Source organism: Streptomyces sp. NPDC006235, assembly GCF_040613735.1.
Classification (GTDB): domain Bacteria; phylum Actinomycetota; class Actinomycetes; order Streptomycetales; family Streptomycetaceae; genus Streptomyces.
The window spans coordinates 24,814-43,439 of the sequence record NZ_JBEXSR010000030.1; the positions used below are offsets into that span (position 1 = coordinate 24,814).

11 protein-coding genes are annotated in these 18,626 nt (G+C 67.8%); 4 read left to right on the top strand and 7 right to left on the bottom strand.

From position 1 onward, the window contains the following. Positions 1-24: 24 nt before the first annotated feature. Entirely contained in the window at positions 25-1,017 is a 993-nt protein-coding gene (locus ABZ192_RS28920; protein ID WP_356927410.1) for a helix-turn-helix transcriptional regulator, read from the bottom strand. A 298-nt stretch (positions 1,018-1,315) separates the two neighbouring features. Next, positions 1,316-1,582: a hypothetical protein gene (locus tag ABZ192_RS28925; RefSeq protein WP_356927411.1), complete on the bottom strand. Its 267-nt coding sequence runs from the start codon at positions 1,580-1,582 to the stop codon at positions 1,316-1,318. Between the two features lie 931 nt (positions 1,583-2,513). On the opposite strand from ABZ192_RS28925, the gene ABZ192_RS28930 reads away from it, so the two are divergent. The 4 genes from ABZ192_RS28930 (at position 2,514) to ABZ192_RS28945 (ending at position 12,251) form a co-directional block, all read left to right on the top strand. Further along, positions 2,514-9,530, top strand: coding sequence for an RHS repeat-associated core domain-containing protein (locus tag ABZ192_RS28930; protein ID WP_356927412.1), 7,017 nt, complete (start codon positions 2,514-2,516; stop codon positions 9,528-9,530). Positions 9,531-9,535: 5 nt separating this feature from the next. Further along, the gene (locus ABZ192_RS28935) at positions 9,536-10,039 is read left to right on the top strand and encodes an SUKH-3 domain-containing protein (RefSeq protein ID WP_356927413.1); all 504 of its coding nucleotides are present in this window, start codon (positions 9,536-9,538) and stop codon (positions 10,037-10,039) included. Positions 10,040-10,375: 336 nt separating this feature from the next. After that, positions 10,376-11,446: a Dyp-type peroxidase gene (locus ABZ192_RS28940; protein WP_356927415.1), complete on the top strand. Its 1,071-nt coding sequence runs from the start codon at positions 10,376-10,378 to the stop codon at positions 11,444-11,446. A 145-nt stretch (positions 11,447-11,591) separates the two neighbouring features. After that, complete coding sequence (locus ABZ192_RS28945) at positions 11,592-12,251, top strand: HNH endonuclease family protein (RefSeq protein ID WP_356927416.1); 660 nt, start codon at positions 11,592-11,594, stop codon at positions 12,249-12,251. 1,241 nt (positions 12,252-13,492) lie between these two features. Here ABZ192_RS28945 and ABZ192_RS28950 read toward each other — a convergent pair. The 5 genes from ABZ192_RS28950 to ABZ192_RS28970 form a co-directional block, all read right to left on the bottom strand. Beyond that, a complete protein-coding gene (locus tag ABZ192_RS28950) occupies positions 13,493-14,245 on the bottom strand; it encodes a helix-turn-helix domain containing protein (protein ID WP_356927417.1) in 753 nt (250 codons plus the stop codon). Beyond that, the gene (locus ABZ192_RS28955) at positions 14,245-16,290 is read right to left on the bottom strand and encodes a hypothetical protein (RefSeq protein WP_356927418.1); all 2,046 of its coding nucleotides are present in this window, start codon (positions 16,288-16,290) and stop codon (positions 14,245-14,247) included. Before ABZ192_RS28955 ends, ABZ192_RS28950 begins: the two co-directional genes overlap by 1 nt. Next, positions 16,290-16,913, bottom strand: coding sequence for a DNA-binding protein (locus tag ABZ192_RS28960; protein WP_356927419.1), 624 nt, complete (start codon positions 16,911-16,913; stop codon positions 16,290-16,292). The genes ABZ192_RS28955 and ABZ192_RS28960 overlap by 1 nt, the downstream gene beginning before the upstream one ends. Before the next feature lie 97 nt (positions 16,914-17,010). Then, positions 17,011-17,979 (bottom strand): hypothetical protein, encoded by a 969-nt coding sequence (locus ABZ192_RS28965; RefSeq protein ID WP_356927420.1) that lies wholly within the window; start codon positions 17,977-17,979, stop codon positions 17,011-17,013. 19 nt (positions 17,980-17,998) lie between these two features. Next, the gene (locus ABZ192_RS28970; RefSeq protein WP_356927421.1) at positions 17,999-18,568 is read right to left on the bottom strand and encodes a hypothetical protein; all 570 of its coding nucleotides are present in this window, start codon (positions 18,566-18,568) and stop codon (positions 17,999-18,001) included. Between the last annotated feature and the right edge of the window lie 58 nt (positions 18,569-18,626).

Sequence of the window (18,626 nt, forward strand, 5' to 3'; positions counted from 1 at the left end):
TCCTGATCGCTGAGCGGGACCGGTTCATGGGTGTCGTCTGTCCTGGTCCGGGTGAGTCTCGCTGGTTTGGGCGGTGTTCTGATCCGACGCCGGGGGCAGGGCGGCAGAGGTGTCTTCCTCGACTGGGTCGAGGAAGACGAGAAAGGCGTAGTGGACGGCCTCCCACAGCGGACGGACGTCTGCGGGGGTCCCGCCGACTGCGCGGACGAAGGCGACTGTGGTCCTCCAGTCAGGAACGACTCGCCCGGCGAGCATTTCCTTGACCATGGACTCGCTGAGTGCGCCGCCGCTGGTCTGGTGGACGCGCGCGGGCGAGGGGGAGGCTGCCGCCAGGTACAGGCCCCGCAGGGCTGCGTTCAGGCGGGCCACTGCGTCGGGCAGGGCCTGACGCGGTGGCGGGGTGAGGCCCTGGGCGTTTTCCCACAGCACAGCGAGGTCGTTCGCGTTCCCGCTGAAGAGGGTGGCGAGCGTCTCCACCACGGGCCAGGCCGGTACACGCTCCCCGGAGAGGATGCGTGAGATGTAGGAGGCGGACAGCCCCGTCCTGTCGGCCACCTCCCGGATGGTCAGCTCGCTTCCGCGGTGCAGATGGGACAGTGCCGCCGCCAGTTTGCCGGAGGGGCGCTCGCCTGGCTGTCCGGGTTCCTGACCGTCCGGGCGGGGCTGAGCCGCATGCCCTGCGAGATCACGCTGGCGTGCCGTGGACCGCTCCGAAGCCCGGCGCTTCAGCCGGCGTCGCACGGTCTTTTCCGCCCACCGGGAGCGCGCCGTGGCGGGGCTGACTGCGGCGGCCTCGGCAACGGTGTCCCAACTGGCCCCCTTCAGGCGCGCGTCGTGCACCGCCGCGCACACGTAGTACTCCACTTCCCTGGTGAGCTCGGCTGCACGGCCCAGCAACACCGCCAGGTCCTGCTCGTCGTACTCGGCGGCCAGCAGCCCCTCCGCGAGCGCCTGCACCGACTCGGCGATGTTCCGGGCCAGCGGCAGTGGAGGGTCGGTGGTCTGCGCGGTACTCACGGTGGTGCGACTGCGCTCGCGCTGGGCCCGCCGGCGGCAGGTGGCGGTGCAGTACTCCTGCTTTCGTCCCGGCTTGCCGGTCCGTTCAAAACGCTGCCTGCAGTGACGGCACTTGCCGTACAGGGGGCCGCTGCTCGGCATGGTTCCTCCCAGAACGCACGCGGGCGTTTCTCTCCGGTTCACCGCAGAACTTCAACGCCCCATGAAAGAGGAACAGGGACGTCCGTACTGCGGCGTTCAGTGCGTCGCGCCGTGCCCGCCGACGGCCCGGATGCTGCCGTCGGCGGGCACGCTCCTCTCAGCTAACGCGAATGCGCAGGTAGCGGAGGAAGGAGCGGCGGGCCCCGGCGCACGCCAGAGCCGTCGCCGCGGCGCCAGTGGGGGCCTGCCACGCCTCGGTCACAAGAATGATGGGCAGGATGACCAGTGCAATGAATGCGCTGAGCTGCAGCGTGCCAGCCCAGGCACTCACGATGCGGGTTTGGCCGCTCAGACCGTGCGGAATGTTAGCGTCGTAACCCGTTCCCAGCTGATGCCAGTTGGAGGCGGGAAGTGGATCGTTCACGAAGGACCTCGCGTTTCTCGTGGTCGGTCAACACATATGAGGGACCCCGGAGTTGGTTGGTAGCCCGCCCGGGGTCTTCTCGTGTCAAAGGACGCTAGCGCCTCATCACGCCCTTCCGCCATCCGGTTGAGTTCATTAAGCAAAGCTTCGGCGCCCGGGAAGACGAATACGAAGTGGGTGCGGGCGCTCGCGAATCGAATGCAATTGCAGTGGACCCACCACCGGCATCCAAACGGTCACATCCGATCATGATGCGCCGGATAATCACCAACCAAGGGGCTGTTGCCCCACATCGTCGGCGAGTTCAAGACGCGAAGGCGTAATCGCATACGTTGCCGGGCCGGTTCTACCCCCCGGGCAACGCACGTCGATCCGCACTTTTTATGAGGTACACTCCCGCGCCCCTCTTTCACTCCGGCGCACTCATGGAGTGCCGTGCAGCTGCAAATGCACGCGGTTTCGGCGCGCAATAGTCCCGGGGGTTGCGTTGGCCCTGCCCTCGCAGGCACCAAGACAGGGACGTCGGGGCGATGAGCTCCTCGCGGGCCTCGAGCCCATGACGGCGACCCCTCCGTCGATGGCGTGCCAACCGCTGATCGGCGATTCGGCTCCGCCGTCACGGCGCGGCCACATGGTCGGCGCTCGCCGTGCCGGGGGTCCGGGAGTTGTAGCGTGCCCTCCCCGGGGTAGCAGCCTCATACTCAAGATCACTGACGCCTGACCTTCAGCGGCACTAGCCACGGCTGACCTCGGGGCCGCTTCCGGCCGCATCCCGAGACGTGCGACACGTGCGACTGCCCAATCTCGGCCACATGCAGAATCTTCTGTCACGTACATGACGCAACGTGGTTATGGTGTGACCGCTCCTGCGATGGATGTGGGTGGGGTTCACGGGGTCAAGGTGCCCTGTGCAGTGCTCTGGGGAGGGCGCATGCGGTCGCGGGTCGGGCTCTTCGGTGTGATCAGGCGGGGTCGGCATCGGCTGGCGACGGTCGGTGTGCTCGTCCTGGCGCTGGCCGCGGGGACGGTGTCGGCTGAGGCCCTTCCGCCGGAGCCTCCGCCTGCCAAGATCACGCCGTCGGCGGACGCGACGTCTTCCCAGGACCAGGACCAGGCTCTGGCCGGGCCCGCAGCAGCGAAGCCGAAGGCAGCGGCAGCCGCCGAGCCCACGACGAACAACGCCGTCTACGCCTATGACGCGGCAGGACGATTAGTCGGTGTCACTGATCCGGGTGGTCAGACGGCGCGTTACCGCTACGACGAGGTCGGCAACCGGCTGGGCATCGACCGGTACGCCTCCAGCACGCTGTCGGTGCTGTCGGTCGTACCTGTCCGGGCAGCCCCCGGGGCGAAGGTCACGCTGTCGGGTACCGGCTTCTCCCCCACGGCCGCCGGCAACACCGTGACGATCGGTGGCAAGGCGGCGGCCGTCACCTCCGCCTCCGCCACCCGTCTCGTCGTCACGGTCCCGTCCGGGGCGGTCAATGGAAAAGTCACCGTGGCCGTGGGCGGTGCGTCCGCCGACGCGGCGGAGGCGTTCATCGTGGCGTCGTCCGGGCCGAGCGTTTCGAAGGTCGAGCCAGCCTCCGGCGCGCCCGGCAGCGAAGTCACCTTGTCCGGCGGCGGTTTCGCCTCGGCGGTCACCGACAACGTGGTGCGGTTCAACGGCCTGGTCGCCCAGGTGAAGAAGGCGTCCGGTTCCTCGTTGACCGTCGAGGTGCCGCCGCACGCCCGTACCGGGCGGGTGGAGGTGGACACCCCCAGTGGTTCAGCGTCGGCACCGGGCGACTTCACCGTCACCGCCGATGGTGAGGGTGCCCTGTACGACACGACGATGCGGGCCTCGTTCACGGATGCGGACCCCTCGCAGGTGGCGGTGGTGACGGCCGAGCACAAGGCGCGGATCCTGTTCGACGCCGAGCGGGGCGATGCGGTCGGGTTCGGTCTGCAGGGAGCCTCGTTCACCTCCCAGAGCTCGATCAGTCTCGTCTCGCCCCAGGGCACGACGGTAGCCTCCAGCAGTTTCGGCGGTACGGCGGCCGACTGGGAGGTCACCGGTCTGCCGGAGTCGGGGACCTACCAGTTCGTCATCGACCCCCGCTCCACCGACACCGGCTCGGTGGCTGTGATGCTGTCCAAGCCTGCCAGCGCGGCGGCATCTTTCGACGGGCCGACGGTGTCCACGGCGTTGTCCAGGATCGGGCAGGACGGCAACTGGACGTTCACCGCGGCCAAGGGCGAGTCGCTGAGCGTCGGCGTGGATGCAACGGCGATGGGCGGCTACCTGCGCTGCTACGTGTACCGTCCGGACGGCACGCAGGGAGAGTATCTGCCCGTCCCCAACGGTGACAGCCACTCCCTGGACGTCGACTCGCTGCCGCAGAGCGGCCAGTACACGCTGCGCTGCGACCCCGATGGCGGCGGCACAGGAACGGTCAAGGTCTCCGTCTCCCACTACGTCCAGGGTGGGGCGCTCAACCCGACCGGCGCGTCCCCGACTTTGAATATTGCCCGTCCCGGGCAGGACGGCATTGCCACCTTTGCCGCGCTGGCCGGGGAGCATGTCAGCCTCGCCGCGACAGCGGCGACGATGCCGTCGTACGCGACCATCACGATCACCGGGCCGGACGGCAAGTACGTCTCCAGCTTCACTGCAGCGCCCGGCCGCAACGCCGACTGGGACAGCGGAGCGCTATCCGCCGGCACCTACACGGTGCGTGTGGCGGACCGCAGGCTGGGCACCGGCAAGGTGACGCTGACCCTGTCCAAGCCGGCCGACGCAGGCGTGCTGGCGCGCGGCGGCGCTGCGGTGAAGGCGACGGTGACCCGGCCGGGGCAGAACATCCATGCCTCGTTCACCGCCAAGGTGGGTGATGACCTGTCCCTGGACGTGGCAGCGAACACCTTCACCAGCAGCCTGTGGGCGGACGTGCTGGCCCCGTCCGGCACTGCGGTGGTCAGCTCCCGTCTGATCTCCGCCGGCGCCTCAGGTTCGATCGCCCTGACCGACCTTGCCGAAGCCGGCACCTACAAGGTGCGGCTCAACCCCACCAATGTGGCCACCGGCTCGCTCAACCTGAGCCTCAAAGCGGCGGCCGCGGCAGCCAAGCGAGAGGCATTCACCAAGGACGTTCCGCGAGTGTCGGTCAAGAGCGCCTGCCGCGCCGACCGACTGGCCCGCACCTTCCGTGTCCCTGTGCCGGACTGGCTCGAGGTGCGGTCGGACCAGTGTGACCGGCTCGAGCAGCAAGCGAAGGCCAAGGCGGAGCAGGCGAAGAAGGCGGCCGGCATCGTGCCGAAGGGGCGCGATGCCTGGCGTCCGAGCACGCACAACCTCAAGGGCCGTGACTGGGTCACCGGTCGGGGCGCCGGGCCGAAAGTACCGGCCGCGCTGCGTGCCCCGCCTGGCAGCACGGCGGTGACCGGGCACGTGCTGAAGCTGGACGGCAAACCGCTGCCCAGGGTGACCGTCCGCATCGGTTCGAAGACGACGGAGACCGACGGCCGGGGACGCTTCCTGCTGTCCGGCATCAGCCCCGAGGCCACCACCCTGGTCGTGGATGGAGCGAGCGCGAACTCCAGCAAGCGCACCTACGGACGCTACGACATCCGCATCCGGCCGGTGGCGGGCCGCAGCACGGATTTGCGTTTCCCCGTCTGGATGACGCCGCTGGACACCAAGCACACCGTCGCCTTCGACACCCCCGCCAAGACGGACGTCACCCTGACCACCCCGCAGATTCCCGGGCTCGAGGTGCGCATCCCCAAGGGCTCGGTGGTGCGCGACGAACACGGCAAGCCGGTCACCGAGCTGGGCATCACCGCGATCCCCGTCGACCGGCCCCCGTTCCCGCTGCCCGAGAACAGCGCCGTTCCGGTGTATTTCACCGTCCAGCCGGGCGGCACGTACCTGTTCCCCAAGGGCGCGCAGATCATCTACCCGAACTACACGCACGAAGCTCCCGGCACCCGTGTCGACTTCCTCGCCTACGATCCCGAGCGCAAGGGCTGGCACACCTACGGGCACGGCACCGTCACCCGCGACGGCAAACAGGTCGTTCCCGACGCCAAGACGCGCGTATGGGCCTTCCACGGCGCCATGCTCAGCATCTCCGACGTCATCCCCTTCGACCTCTCCGCCGTCGCGGACATTTTCGACTGGCTCTCCGGCGACCCCGTCGACCTGCAGACCGGCCTGCTCACCGACTCGCGCACCGACCTGGGCGTGTCCGGTCCGCTGGGCTCGGCCGAGGTCACCCGCACCTACTGGCAGGGCGACACCCGCCCCCGCGCCTTCGGTATCGGCCGCGACCTGTCCTACAACCTGTATCTGCACTCCAAACGCCTCTACACAGAGGTGGACTTGTACCTGCCGGGCGGAAAGAAGGTCCACTTCGTCCGCACCTCACCGGGGACCAGCTACGGTGACGCGGTCTTCGAACCCGAAGGCACCCCCACCGCACTGAACGGCGCCAAGATCAGCCAGGAGTCGGGGGGTTGGCACTTACGGCTCCGGGATGGCACCGACTACGTCTTCCCCTGGTACGGCCCGCTGAAAGAGATCCGCGACCGCCACGGCAACGCGGTGCGCATCACCCGCTCCAACGGCTCCAAGGGCGACATCACGTCCATCACCGCCCCCGGGGGACGCTGGATCTCCTTCAGCTACGACAGCGCCCACCGCATCACCAAGGCGCAGGACAACACCGGCCGCAGCGCCTGGTACACCTACGACGAGGCGGGCCGGCTCAAGACGGTCACTGACCCGGCGGGTAAGGCGAGTTCCTTCACCTACGACGGCGCCTCCAACCGGATCGAGACCGCCAAGGATGCCCGCGGCATCGTCTACATGACCAACACCTACTACGCCGACGGCCGGGTCAAGAAGCAGACGCTGACCGAGGGGCAGGAGTACTCCTTCGTCTATACCCAGACCGGCACCGGCCAGATCACGGCCACGGAGGTCACCCAACCGGGTGGCTCGGTACGCCGGGTGGAGTTCGACAACAGTGGCTTCGCCGTCAACGACACCCAGGCGTACGGCACGACGCTTGCCCGGAAGACTGTCTACGAGCGCGGCATTAAGCACCGCATCGCCGCCGTCGTGGATCCCTACCGCCGGCGCACCGAACTGTCCTATGACGCGAACGGGCACGTCACCTCGGCGCTCGAGCTGGCCGGCACGGCCGATGCCCGCTCCACGGGCAAGACGACCTTCGATGGCCCCTACGACCAGCCGACCCAAGCCGCCGACCCGCTGAAGAACGCCACCGTCTTCGGCTACAACACCGCCGGTGATCTCGAGACGGTCACCGACCCCGAAGGCCGCAAAACAGGTTTCACCTTCACCAGTGACGGCCAGGTCAAGACGGTCACCGACAACGCGGACACGACCACCGAATACACCTACCAGCACGGTGACCTGACCCAGGTCAAGGACGCCGAGGGGCGCATCACCCGGCAGTTCACCGACGCGGCCGGTCGCATCAGCTCCCTCACTGACGAGGCGGGGTCGCAGACCACGGTCCTGTTCGACGAACTCAACCAGCCGAGAGAGATCACCGACCCGCTGGGGCACACTACCGTGCTCGGCTACGACGAGAACGGCAATCTCACCACGCTGACCGACGCCCGCCTGAACACCACCAAGTGGGACTACGACAACGCCGACCGCCCCAAAACAGCGACCGACCCACTGGGCGCGCAGGCATTGTTCGAATACGACGCGGCCGGGTTCCTGAGGAAGGCCACCAGCAGATCCCGCAAGGCCGCCGTCGCCGAGTACGACCTGCTCGGCCGGCCCAAGAACACCAAATACGGCGTGGACGCTGCTGGCCAGGCCGAATCCACCGTCACCTACGACTACGACACCCGTGACCTGCTCAAGCAGATCACCGACAGCAAGGCCGGCAATCAGACTTTCACCTACGACGTCCACGACCGCCTGGACTCCACCACCGGCCCCACGGGCAAGGTCGCTTACGACTACGACGACGCCGACCGTCGCACTCTGATGACCGCGGCTGGAACCAGCACCAGCTACGGCTATGACAAGTCCAGCATCCTGAAGTCGGTCAAGACCGGCACCCAGGAAGTCGTCTTCGGCCTGGACGCAGTGGGCCGGGAGAAGACCGCCTCCCTGCCCGGCGGCATCACCCGCACCACCGGCTATGACACCACCGGCGTCATCAAGTCCATCGGCTACGCCCAAGGCACAAAGGCTGTCGGTGACTTGACGTACACCAGGGACGTCCGGGGCCTGCAGGCCGGCCTGACCGGCTCACTGACGAAGGTGGCTCTGCCCGCTGCGGAGAGCGGCACGCAGTTCGGCAAGGACAACCGCATCAGCACCTATGGCGGCCGCACCTTCACTTACGACGATGTCGGCCAGCTCAAGAGCGACGGTCTGCGCACCTACACCTGGAACGCCCGCGGGGAACTCACCGGCCTGGCCAAGGCAGGCACCGCCTCTTCGTTCGGCTACGACCCGCTCGGCGGCCGTGTCTCCAAGACGACCGGCACCGCCACCAGCCGGTACCTGACCGACGGCACCAACCCCCTGGTCGAACAGAACGCCTCCGGGGCAACGACAGCCAGCGTGGCCACCTCGGGCCTGGATGAGTTCCTCACCCGTACCGAAGGCGGCAAGACGCAGGTCTACCTCACCGACGCGCTCGGCACCGTCGTGGGCCTGGCCAACACCGACGGCACCATCGCCACCACCTACGCCTACGACCCGAACGGCACCCCCACCGCCTCCGGCACCGCCACCTCCAACCCCTACACCTTCACCGGCCGCGAAGACGACGGCACCGGCCTGCTCTACTACCGCAACCGCTACTACGACCCCCAGACCGGCCGCTTCATCTCCCAGGACCCCATCGGCCACGCCGGTGGCACCAACCTCTACCAGTACGCACTGTCCTCCCCCACCACCTATACCGACCCCTCCGGCAACAATCCCCTGATCGCCGGCTGCATCATCGGCGGCGTCGTCGACGGCGGACTCGACTGGCTCACCCAGCGCCTGTCCGGCCGCAAAGTCAACTGGGGCCAAGTCGGCCAATCCGCAGCCCTCGGCTGCCTCGGCGGCATGCTCGGCGCGGGCATCGGCGCCAAGGTAGGCAGCCGAGTCGGCTGCACCTCCCCCAACAGCTTCACCGGCGACACCCCCGTCCTCATGGCCGACGGCACCCGCAAACCCATCAAGGACGTGAACGTCGGCGACACCGTCATCGCCTCCGACCCCGAAACCGGCGAGAGCGGACCGCGCAAGGTCACCACCCTGATTCAGGGCAGCGGCGATAAACGCCTGGTTGACGTCACCGTCGACACCGACGGCATCACCGGCAGCGCAACCAGCGTACTCACCTCCACAGACGGCCACCCCTTCTGGGTTCCCCAACTCGGCAAGTGGACCGAAGCCGGCGACCTCGAAGCCGGCCAATGGCTGCAGACCAGCGCCGGCACCTGGGTCCAGGTCGCTTCCATCCACCACCGCACGCGGTCCGACTCGGTTTACAACCTCACCGTCGAAGGCCTGCACACGTACTATGCCCTGGCGGGGGCAACCCCGGTCCTGGTTCACAACTGCGGCCTCGCAGACTACGCCGACAGGGTGCGCAACGACCCCGGAGTGAAGTTCGTCTCCGAGTACACATCCCCTTCAGGCGCGAAGTACTACGGTCGCAATAAGCATGGGCAGCAGGCGGAAGGGCCGTTGGCAGATGCACTCCAACGGGCAGGTCACCATGGAGGATGCGCGGAGGTTCACTGCCTGATTCAAGCGCAGATAGCGGAGGGCGTCGAGGCCATCAGGGGAGGAACCATGCGTACGGTAAAGACACGGAACAATTCTATGCCGACGTCGAATACGGCTGGACATGGCGATCCGGCCCACCCCTGCGGCCGTTGCAGCCGGTTGTTGGACGACCTGGGAATCGGCTGATGCCCATGATCCGATTCGACTCACTCAGTCAGGAGCTACTTGGTGCTCTTGCAGCGTCCGGATGGAGCGCAGAGAGATCGGTTGCTGCTGGTCAATGGGTGGATCCGTTGGAGAGGGAAGGGTACCGGTGCCACCCATGGGCCGAAGAAGTCCTCACGACGCTGGGAGGGCTCTCAATCGAGCCGATCAATCGAGTTGGCCCGAACTTCAGCAATGACGAGCCCTATAATTTCGATCCCTTCGCGGCTGGGGCAGGGCAGCGCCAACTGGCTGCGGAGGTAGAGAGAGTTCTGGGTGGAGAATACTTCCCCATCGGCGAGTGGCTCAGTTACTCAAGCGTCTTCATCGAATCTGGCGGAAGGGTGGTCGCTGCTGGTATGGGCTGGATCTGGGAGCTTGGCTCAACGTTTGAAGAGTCTCTGGAGCTCGCGGTCTGCGCGAACCGCCCATTGATCTGCCTGTACTCCGATCCAGGACTCGCTCCCTGGCCGCCAGCTGATGCCCGATAGCGAATCCCGGCTCTCCGAGTATGGGTTTGAGGGGCCCGTCGGATTGATAGCAGACGTTGCCATCCGGCTGGCGGTGAATCTCGACGCCAGCGGTGTGGCACACGACCCGGACCAGCCCGGTATCTTGTCGAGTTGCTCCATCACAGGTTATGGCTTCGCTGTGGCTGGTTCGATCGACTCCTCAATACCGCTTTCCTGGGGACCGGAAGGCCTTCGAGGTAACAGCGTCTGCCGCTGTCCCCCAGGCCAGCAAGCCAACTCGACTGTTCTTGGACACGGACCACGGCAAGACACCTCGAACCTGTGCTCCGCCACGCCAGAAGGTGCCTTAGGACGATGACCACTAGACGCAGACTCCTGACCACCTCGGCGGCAATGGCCGCTGGGGCCGGCGGTCTCACTGCTGTCGGCGCGACAGTCATGCGCAACGGCTCACCGGAACTGCAGGAGAAAGCACCAGCCCACTTACGCGGAGCGGCGCCGCTGCCGTACGCGCAGTTTGTCTGCCTCGACCTCGCCTTGGGCAGCGAACGCACGGACACGTTGCGCGCCGCACATCAAGCCATCATGGCGATCGACGGCGGTAGCGTCGCCGCCTGGCTGGCACTCGGCGAAGGCGCCTTCCCCTCCCGTGCAGACAAGCCTAGTCAGCTCAGAGAGATGCCATCGTTTGCAGGTGACGTACTGGATCCTGTCCAGTCACATGGCGACCTGTTACTCCACATCACCGGATCCTCAGCCCGCGCCGTACGGCAGGCCGCCGAGCAGGCACTTCGCGCGCTGCCACAACAGCAGGTGCGTTGGCGCATGGACGGCACCCGTCCCGAGAACCGCACCGAGGACGGCCGAGGTCTGTCCCGCAACCCGTTCCACTTCACCGAAGGGCACGGAAACCCCGCCACGGCGGCCGAGACCACCGAACGAGCGACCATCAAGAGCGGTCAGGGCGAACCTTCCTGGGCTATAGGCGGCAGCTACCAGGTGATCCGCATTATCCGGCTTGCCACCGACTTCTGGGACCGGGACACCCTCGACGAACAGGAACGCATCACCGGCCGACGCCGGAACGGCCGGTGGCTGGACGGCACCCCCAGCACCGAACGAGCCGTTTTCACCACTGACCCTCACGGCAAGATCACCCCACTAGACGCACATGTCCGCAGAGCAGCACCAAACCCGCGCACCCCTCCCCCGATGGTCCGGCGCAGCTACAACTACCACCGGGCCCCGGACGGCCAAGGGCTGATCTTCTGCTGCTTCCAGAGTGATTTGGAGAAGGGTTTCGAGGCGGTACAGCGCAGGCTCCAGGGCGAGGCCATGGCCAAGTACACCCTCACCACGGGAGGCGGCTACTTCTTCGTCCCGCCGCCCGGCGATTCCTGGCTCGACGCGCTGACGAAGAGCTGATTCTCCGCCCAGCAGCGCACTGGACTGCACTCGTGAGCTGCCGCCGAGCTGTGTCGTTTTTCTGGTACGACCATTGCACTCACACGAGGGGCGCAACCGCCGTCTCCGGCACGTGCGCCCCAGACCGGCCGCTACCAAGAGGTACATGCGTACCGCTCTGCTGCGCGGCCTGCCCGCCGTGCTCCTCACCGTCCTGTCCCTCGCCACCGCTACGCCCGTGCACGCGGCTGAGACCGTGCCGCTCGCCGACGCCGTCGCGAGGCTGCCGCTGGCCAACGAGTCCCGCGAGGGCTACACCCGCGAGGCGTTCAAGCACTGGAATGCCGGCGATGATCCGGCCGACAGCTGCACCACCCGCAACGAAGTCCTCATCGCTGAAGCCGTCGAAGCGCCCGCCGTGGGGCCCAGGTGCCGGATCACCGGCGGCAGCTGGTGGTCGTATTACGACCAGACCGCGGTGACGTCCGCCTCCGGCCTGGACATCGACCATATGGTGCCCCTGGCCGAAGCCTGGGACAGCGGCGCCTCGGCCTGGACCGCACAACGCCGCGAGGCCTACGCGAATGACCAGGGGGCCGAGGCCAGCCTGGTCGCGGTCACCGCCCGCTCCAACCGCAGCAAAGCCGACCAGGACCCCGCCCAGTGGATGCCCCCCGCCTCCGACGTCCACTGCCGGTACGCGGCCGAATGGACCGGCACCAAGCTCCGCTGGAACCTCACCGTGGACGACACCGAACGCACCGCCCTGAACGACCTCGCCGCCGCCTGCCCCGACCAGACCGTCGCCTACACACCCGCCGCCTAGCCCACCGGCCTGCTAGTTGTGCCATCGCAGGGCATTGGTAGCGAGGGGACGACGTGGCTGTGCGGCAGCCCCGACGAGCTCCGTCGGGGCTGCCGTGTCCCAGGGTCCGGACCGGAACCGTGTCGGACTCGCCCTACGCGGAGGTCAGATGCGGCTGTCGGTGGTGTGGAGCAGTTCGGGGAGGGCTCCCATAGGTCGTGTTAGTCCGTACGTCGGCGAGTCGGCGATCTTCACGGTGTCTACCTGCGTCCAGCACACGGAGAGGAGCGGTCTCGGACCACCGTCTCGCCGGGGCGGCGCACGGGCTCACACCATCTCCAGACCCGAACTGGCCCCCGATGGCTCGGCATCGGGCGCGCTCTCCCCCGGAGGAGGCGTGCAGGGTCGCGAGGGCAGAGATAGGCCTGGAACGACTCCGACTTGTCGCCCGCGGTGGCGTCGGCCTGGCCGGCTTCTATGGGCGTTTCGGATGGAAGGATGCCGGATGCTGGTCCGGCGCCGTCCGGCTGTGTCGCCGGCAGCGACCTGCCCCAGGAGCCGACGTCCCCGAGCCCAGTCCAGGTGGCCCTTTCTTGGTGTTGCGCCAGTCGATCACCACTGGCCTTCCCGAGGTGAGGTTCACGTGGTCCGGGGGGAGGTCGAGGTGGAGAACCCGGTTAGCGGGATCAGCGGGGCACCGCGCCGGAAGCGAGTGCAAGCGGTGCAGCAGACCAGCAAGCCCGCTCCTGCTTTCTCCGCCGTGATCATGCCTTGCAGCAGTGCCTGCTCATTGACGGGCGGCCGTGCAGCTGCTGCATCACGAGGTCGGTTCGCGTGCTGCCCCGCCTCCGGAGGATTTCCGTGCTCCGCAAAGTAGGCCATCGCTGCTGCGTCGGCGGTAACGTCGCTGCCGTCGCGGATGCCGGGCGTCTCAGCTGAGCAGTATCTACTGGCGCTGCGGGGTACGTCGGCGGGTTGGTGGGAGGCGTTCGCATGCGCGGGTGGGCCCGGCGATGAGGTCGAGTACATCGATGGCGTAGTGCGCTGCCACGCGGTCGCAGTCCTTCAGGGGCCATGCTGCCGTGCCGGATTGGCGTCGGCTGACCTGTGCTTGGCTCATTCCGAGCGCGGCGGCGAGGTCGGCTTGCGTTTCCCCTGTCATCCGCACGAGTGCGGCGATCGCGGCCTGTACTCGTTCCCCCGACGACAACACCATGGCGTTTAACCTACCGCTGTCCGTGCCAGGGTGCGTCCGCACTAGGTCACGCCCGGATGGGGCCCGGTGCGGTGTCTCGGGGTCGGTTGGCGGGGCGCCAGGTGCGGATTTCGAGGTGGAGGATGTGGGCGTCCGCGCGGATGCGCCCGGTTTCCACGAGCCATTGGTGGACGGCTGCGGTGACGTCGCCGGCTGCGGCGTTGACGCGGCGAGCGAAGTCGGCGGCGTCGAAGCCGCCGGTCTGGGCGGATCCGTAGGAGCGCTCTTCAGTGTGGTCGGCGCGTTGGATGACGTCGCGGCGGATGCCGGGTGAGTCGGTGCGGCTGCCGGAGGGGAGCAGGTAGCCGGTCTTGGCCAGGCGGACGGTGAAGGCCAGGCGCAGACCGCGGCGGGCGGCCTCGGCGATCAGTGGGCGCAGGCGGGCGGAGCCGGAGGCGATGGCTTGGGCGCCGGCTCGGCCGGTGCCGGATCCGCTGGGTGTGATGAGGACGGCTTTGCCGCGGACCCGGGCGCGGGAGCCGGAGGTGGTGGTGCGCCTTTGGGTGTGGCGGGCTGCGATGGCGGCGAGTTCGGGCAGTTCGGTGATGCCTGCGGTTTCGATGGCGGTGAGGACTTCGCGTAGTGCGGTGACGAAGGCGGCGCCTTTGTTCTTGGTGTAGAACTGCGAGACCAGGGAGGGGTCGCGGTTGATGATGCGGGCGATGTCGCGTTTGGTGTAACCGGCTTGCTGGATTCGGTCGGCGAGTTGGGCAGCTTCGTTGAGTGCGTTCTGGGGGGCGGGTCGGCGGCGGGGCGGCATCAGGTCTCTTCCGGTGTGCTGTTCGGGGCCTGGCGGCCGGCGTCGCGCAGTGTCAGGAGTTGTTCTTCGTCGGTGGGGGCTTCGACGGGGCCGGGGAGGTGGCCCTTCATGAGGTAGTCGCCGGGCCGGTGGCGGTAGGGCCAGTTCTGCGGTGTGGTGAGGTAGACGGCGTCGGTGCGAAAGGCGACGACGGTGCCTGGAGGTGTGTGCAGGGCTCCGGCGTAGGTGTCGTCGTCGCGGTGGTACTGGGTGAGCAGGGCGGCGCGGGCTGCGGACCAGATGGCAGCGGCCCATTCTGGGTGGGCGTTGGGGTCGCGGGCGAAGCCGGTGGGGCGTTGCCAGGTGATCAGTTCGTCGTCGAAGCCGATGATTTCAGCGTCTGGCGGGACGTCTCGTTCCATGGTGCGGGGGGTGGTGCCGGTGACCATGCGGGGACGTTGGGCGAAGGAGCCGATGCCGTAGAGCAGGATGGAGCGCACCGCGCGGGAGGCGAGGTGGGCGGCGCGGGCCTGCTGGGCGTCACCGTGGAAGTGGGCTTGGGCGGAGAGGCTGGTCCAAGCTTCTTTGAGTTTTTTGGACCATTCGTCGAGGGGTTTGCCTGCTTCCCAGAGGATGCCGTCGAGGATTTCTACTTTCCACGGCTGGATGGGATTGGTGAGGGCGGCGTGGACTTCGGGTCCTCCGGCCCAGGTGGTGAAGGTGGTTCCGGGTGTGTGGGGGTAGTGCCAGGCGCGCTCGCCGGGGGCGGGGGCGGGCAGGAGGCCGATGTGGTTCCAGCCGTCGGGCACGGTGACGCGGATGTGCCAGTGGCCGCAGCCGTAGAGGGCGTCGTGCTGTTCTTTTGCCGACCAGGAGGCGAAGGTGGTGCCGGTGACGCGGCGGGGTGCGCCGATCGGGGACTTCCAGGTGTGTTTGGCGTAGGCGAAAGTGCGGTCGTATTCGATCAGTGCGGGCAGTTGCTCGGGAACGCGGGGTGGGGTGATGAGTTCGTTGCGTCCCTGTCCTGCGGTGGCGTGGAGCAGTCCGCGCAGTTCCTCGGACAGCACGGGGAAGCCGTCGGCGTGTTTGCCTTTGCGCGGGATGGTGCGGGTCCACAGGTCGCGGCCGGTCTGGGAGGGTGAGCCCATGATGACGGCGTCGCTGAAGTGGCGGCGCAGTTCCTCCCACAGCAGGCGGAAGGCGTCGCGGACGATGCCGGGATGGTCCGTGTCATCGAGGTCGAACCACTCCCCCACGCTGCGGATTTCGACGTGGTGGTCGCCGTTGTCGCGTTGGTAGCGGGCGACGGGGTTGCGGGCGTGGACGAAATGTCCGGCCATCCGGTCGCGGCCGCGGCCGGTGTCGGTGCGCCAGCCGGGAGTGGGTGCGTTCAGCCAGGCGGCGACGGCATCTTTGAGGTAGGGGTAGCGGTCGGCGTCGCGGTGCCAAGGGGCACCGGCGGTGATGTAGATGCGCTGGACGCTGTCGGGGACAGTGTGGAAGACGGCGGTCAGGATGGCTGCGGCCGACCGGTCACCCAGGTCGAGGCGGACGGTCTGGTCGCGGTGGACGAGGATCCCGGTGGCGGTGTCCAGGAAGACGGTGGGTCGGGCCTGCTGGATGAAGTTGGGGTACTGGGAGGCCAGGCCCGGGGTGGGGGTGAGCCAGCGTCGGTTGTCGGTCTCTGCGGGCAGGGAGGGAAGTTCGCGGGGTGTGCCGGGATCGGCTGGCTGCTTGAGCGGCGCAGGAGGTGTGGGGTCCGGTGTGGGGGTGGCGGGTTGGGGGGCCGAGGGGCACTGCTCGGCGGCTTGGGGGGCCGGGTGCGGGTCGGGGGTGGTGGCGATGTCCTGGGGGGCGAGCTGGGGTGCGAGGGCGACGACTTCGGCGATGCTGAGCCCGGCGGCGGGGGCGATCCGCTCGGCTGTGGCCTTGTTGTGGGCGGCCAGGCTTGTGACGGCCTTGTCCCGTTGCGTTTCCATCCGGGTCAGTGCGGCGGCGGTTTTCTTGATGTCGTCGCGCAGTGTGCGCAGCTTGGCGAGGCCGTCGGTGTAGGTCTGTGCGTCCATCAGGGTTCCTCGTGGCCGTCGTCAGCTGGTGGTGTCGGGGTGACGTAGGCGATGGCTCCGCCGGAGTGGGATTGAAGTCTGGTTCCGAGCAGTGGGGTGGCCAGGGCGCGGTCGTCTTGTCGGGCGGAGGGCAGTTCCATGGTGGGGGCGGCGAGGTCGGTGATGTAGCCGGCCAGGCGGGCGTCGGGGAAGGCGTAGCGGCCTTTGTCGTTGCGTTGCCAGGTGTCCAGGCCGGTCAGGACTGCCACGACGTAGCCGGAGAGGGTGACGGGAAGTATGCCTGCGGCGGTAATGCTGTCGGGGTCGCAGCGCCACCAGCCGCGCAGGCTTTTGAGGAGGTTGTCGGCGCCGAGGTGGGGGGCGTAGCCGATCCATGCTCGGTCGGCCTCGTCGACGCGGCGTGCTGCGTCGACGCGCAGGACGGCGATTTCGGTGGTGTTGAGGCGGTGCAGGGGGGCGTGCGCGCGTTGGTGGAGTGCTTGGACGACGTGCAGAGGGATCATGACGCGGACGCCGCGGTGGGTCAGTCCGGGCAGGACATTGGCACGGATGAGGCGGCGCAGGGTGGTGATGGCGCAGTCCAGTTCGGCGGCGGCCTGCCCCGTGGTCAACAGCACGGCCATGAGCCTCTCCTCGATCGGCGTCGTGGTGGACGTTAGCGATTCACCGCCTATCTATGCAAGCCCGATCAGATATCTGATCGGGCTTGCATAGCTGGAGTCAGAGGGCGTTGAGTCGGGCTTCGTCAGCCGCAGGTCCCACCGCTGCGATCTTCAGCAGCCGGCTTTCGATGGCCTGCTCGCTACGGCCGAACTCTGTGCTGAGTTCAGGGGTCAGCACCCCTTCGGCGCAACGCCGGGCCAGTTGTCGTTCCTCTTCGTCATTCCAGCGAATGTGGGAGTTGCGGTGGACCATGCGTCGTTGCTGCATGGCCTCGGAGAGGGGTCGGTTGGCGGGCGTGGTGTGCTCGGAACCCGGTGTGCGGATCAGCCCTTGGCGTTGGAGTTCTTGGTAGATGGAGCCACGGGTGCAGCCGAACTCTGCGGACAGGACGCCGAAGTCGCGTTCCTGGCGGAAGCGGGACGCGAGTCGGGCACTGTCCGCCGGTGCCCATGCGGTGCCCTGGCGGGGCGGCGGGATGCGCGCAGAGCTAGCGAGGGTGCGGGCGGCGGCGTCCAAAAGGCGTGCCAGGGGTTCGATGTCGTCATCGGTGACTGCGCCGCAGAGGTCTCCTTGGACGGCGCCCTGCCTGCTGCTGATGGTGACTTCCAGGGTGAGCTGTCCATTGTCGCATCGGGTTCCGGTCAGGACGTAGCGGCGGCCGGCTTCAGTAAAGGCGGACTCCAGGCAAGGCATCGGTGCGGGGGCGGTTGACGCCGGCGCCTCGGGCGAGGCAGGCAGAGGGGCGGTGCCCATGGGCAGAGCGAGGAGGGTGTGGACATGCCAGGTGGCCTGGAAGTGGCCGCCGGTGTCGAGTTGGTAGGTGACGGGGCCTGGGTCGAGGTCGGTGACGCCGTACAGGACGGTCAGCTGCTGCCCGGCGAAGGGGCTATGAGCTTCGGGAGTGCCGGGCACGGGCTGGTAGGTGAGAGTTCCGCGGCCAGGTTCTTCGCTGGTGTTGAGCAGCACGGTGTCAGGATCGCCGTGCCAGCGTCCGCTGATGTCCTGGAAGGCGTAGATGAGGGTCACGGGAGGGCTCCGGGAAAGGTCAGTAGTGGAAGTGGATGAGGTGCAGGTCACTGATGGTCAGGGCGGCCTGCTGCTGATCTGGAGGCAGGGCACAGAAGAAGTAGGCTTCGCCGATGCCGTCGGCGAGGATGCGGCGCAGCTCGTCATCTGCGGCGTCGCGATGGCGGGCGTCGAAGAGATGGCGGGCGTGGAGGGCGGGAAGGTCCTCGATCACGTTCAGCAGGCGGGGGTCGTGGAATTCGCCACTGCGGGTGGTGTAGGCGAAACGGGCGTGGAGTTGGGCGGTCACGCAGCCGCCGTGGTCGAGGATCTGCTGGTGCGCGCGGCGGCGGACCTCCGGCTGCCAGGTGCGGTAGATCTCGCGCTCTATGAGGGTGGCCTGGGCGGGTGTGAGGCCGTCGAGGTCGCCCTCGGCCCATCTGGTGAGAGTGTGGGGATAGGCGAACAGGCGTAGCGCCAGGGCGCTGGGGGTGGTCTGGCGCAGAAGGTGACGCAGGCGTGTGGCGGGGCGCTTGGGGGGTTGTCGTGTCCAGTGCCGGGCGTCGGCCAGGTCGAGCGCGTGGGCGATGGAGGTGTTAGGCAGCGGCACGGTGGGGGTGGTCTCCTGCCGGGGGTTACCGGGGTCGGGGCTGGTCGTTGTCCGCGGT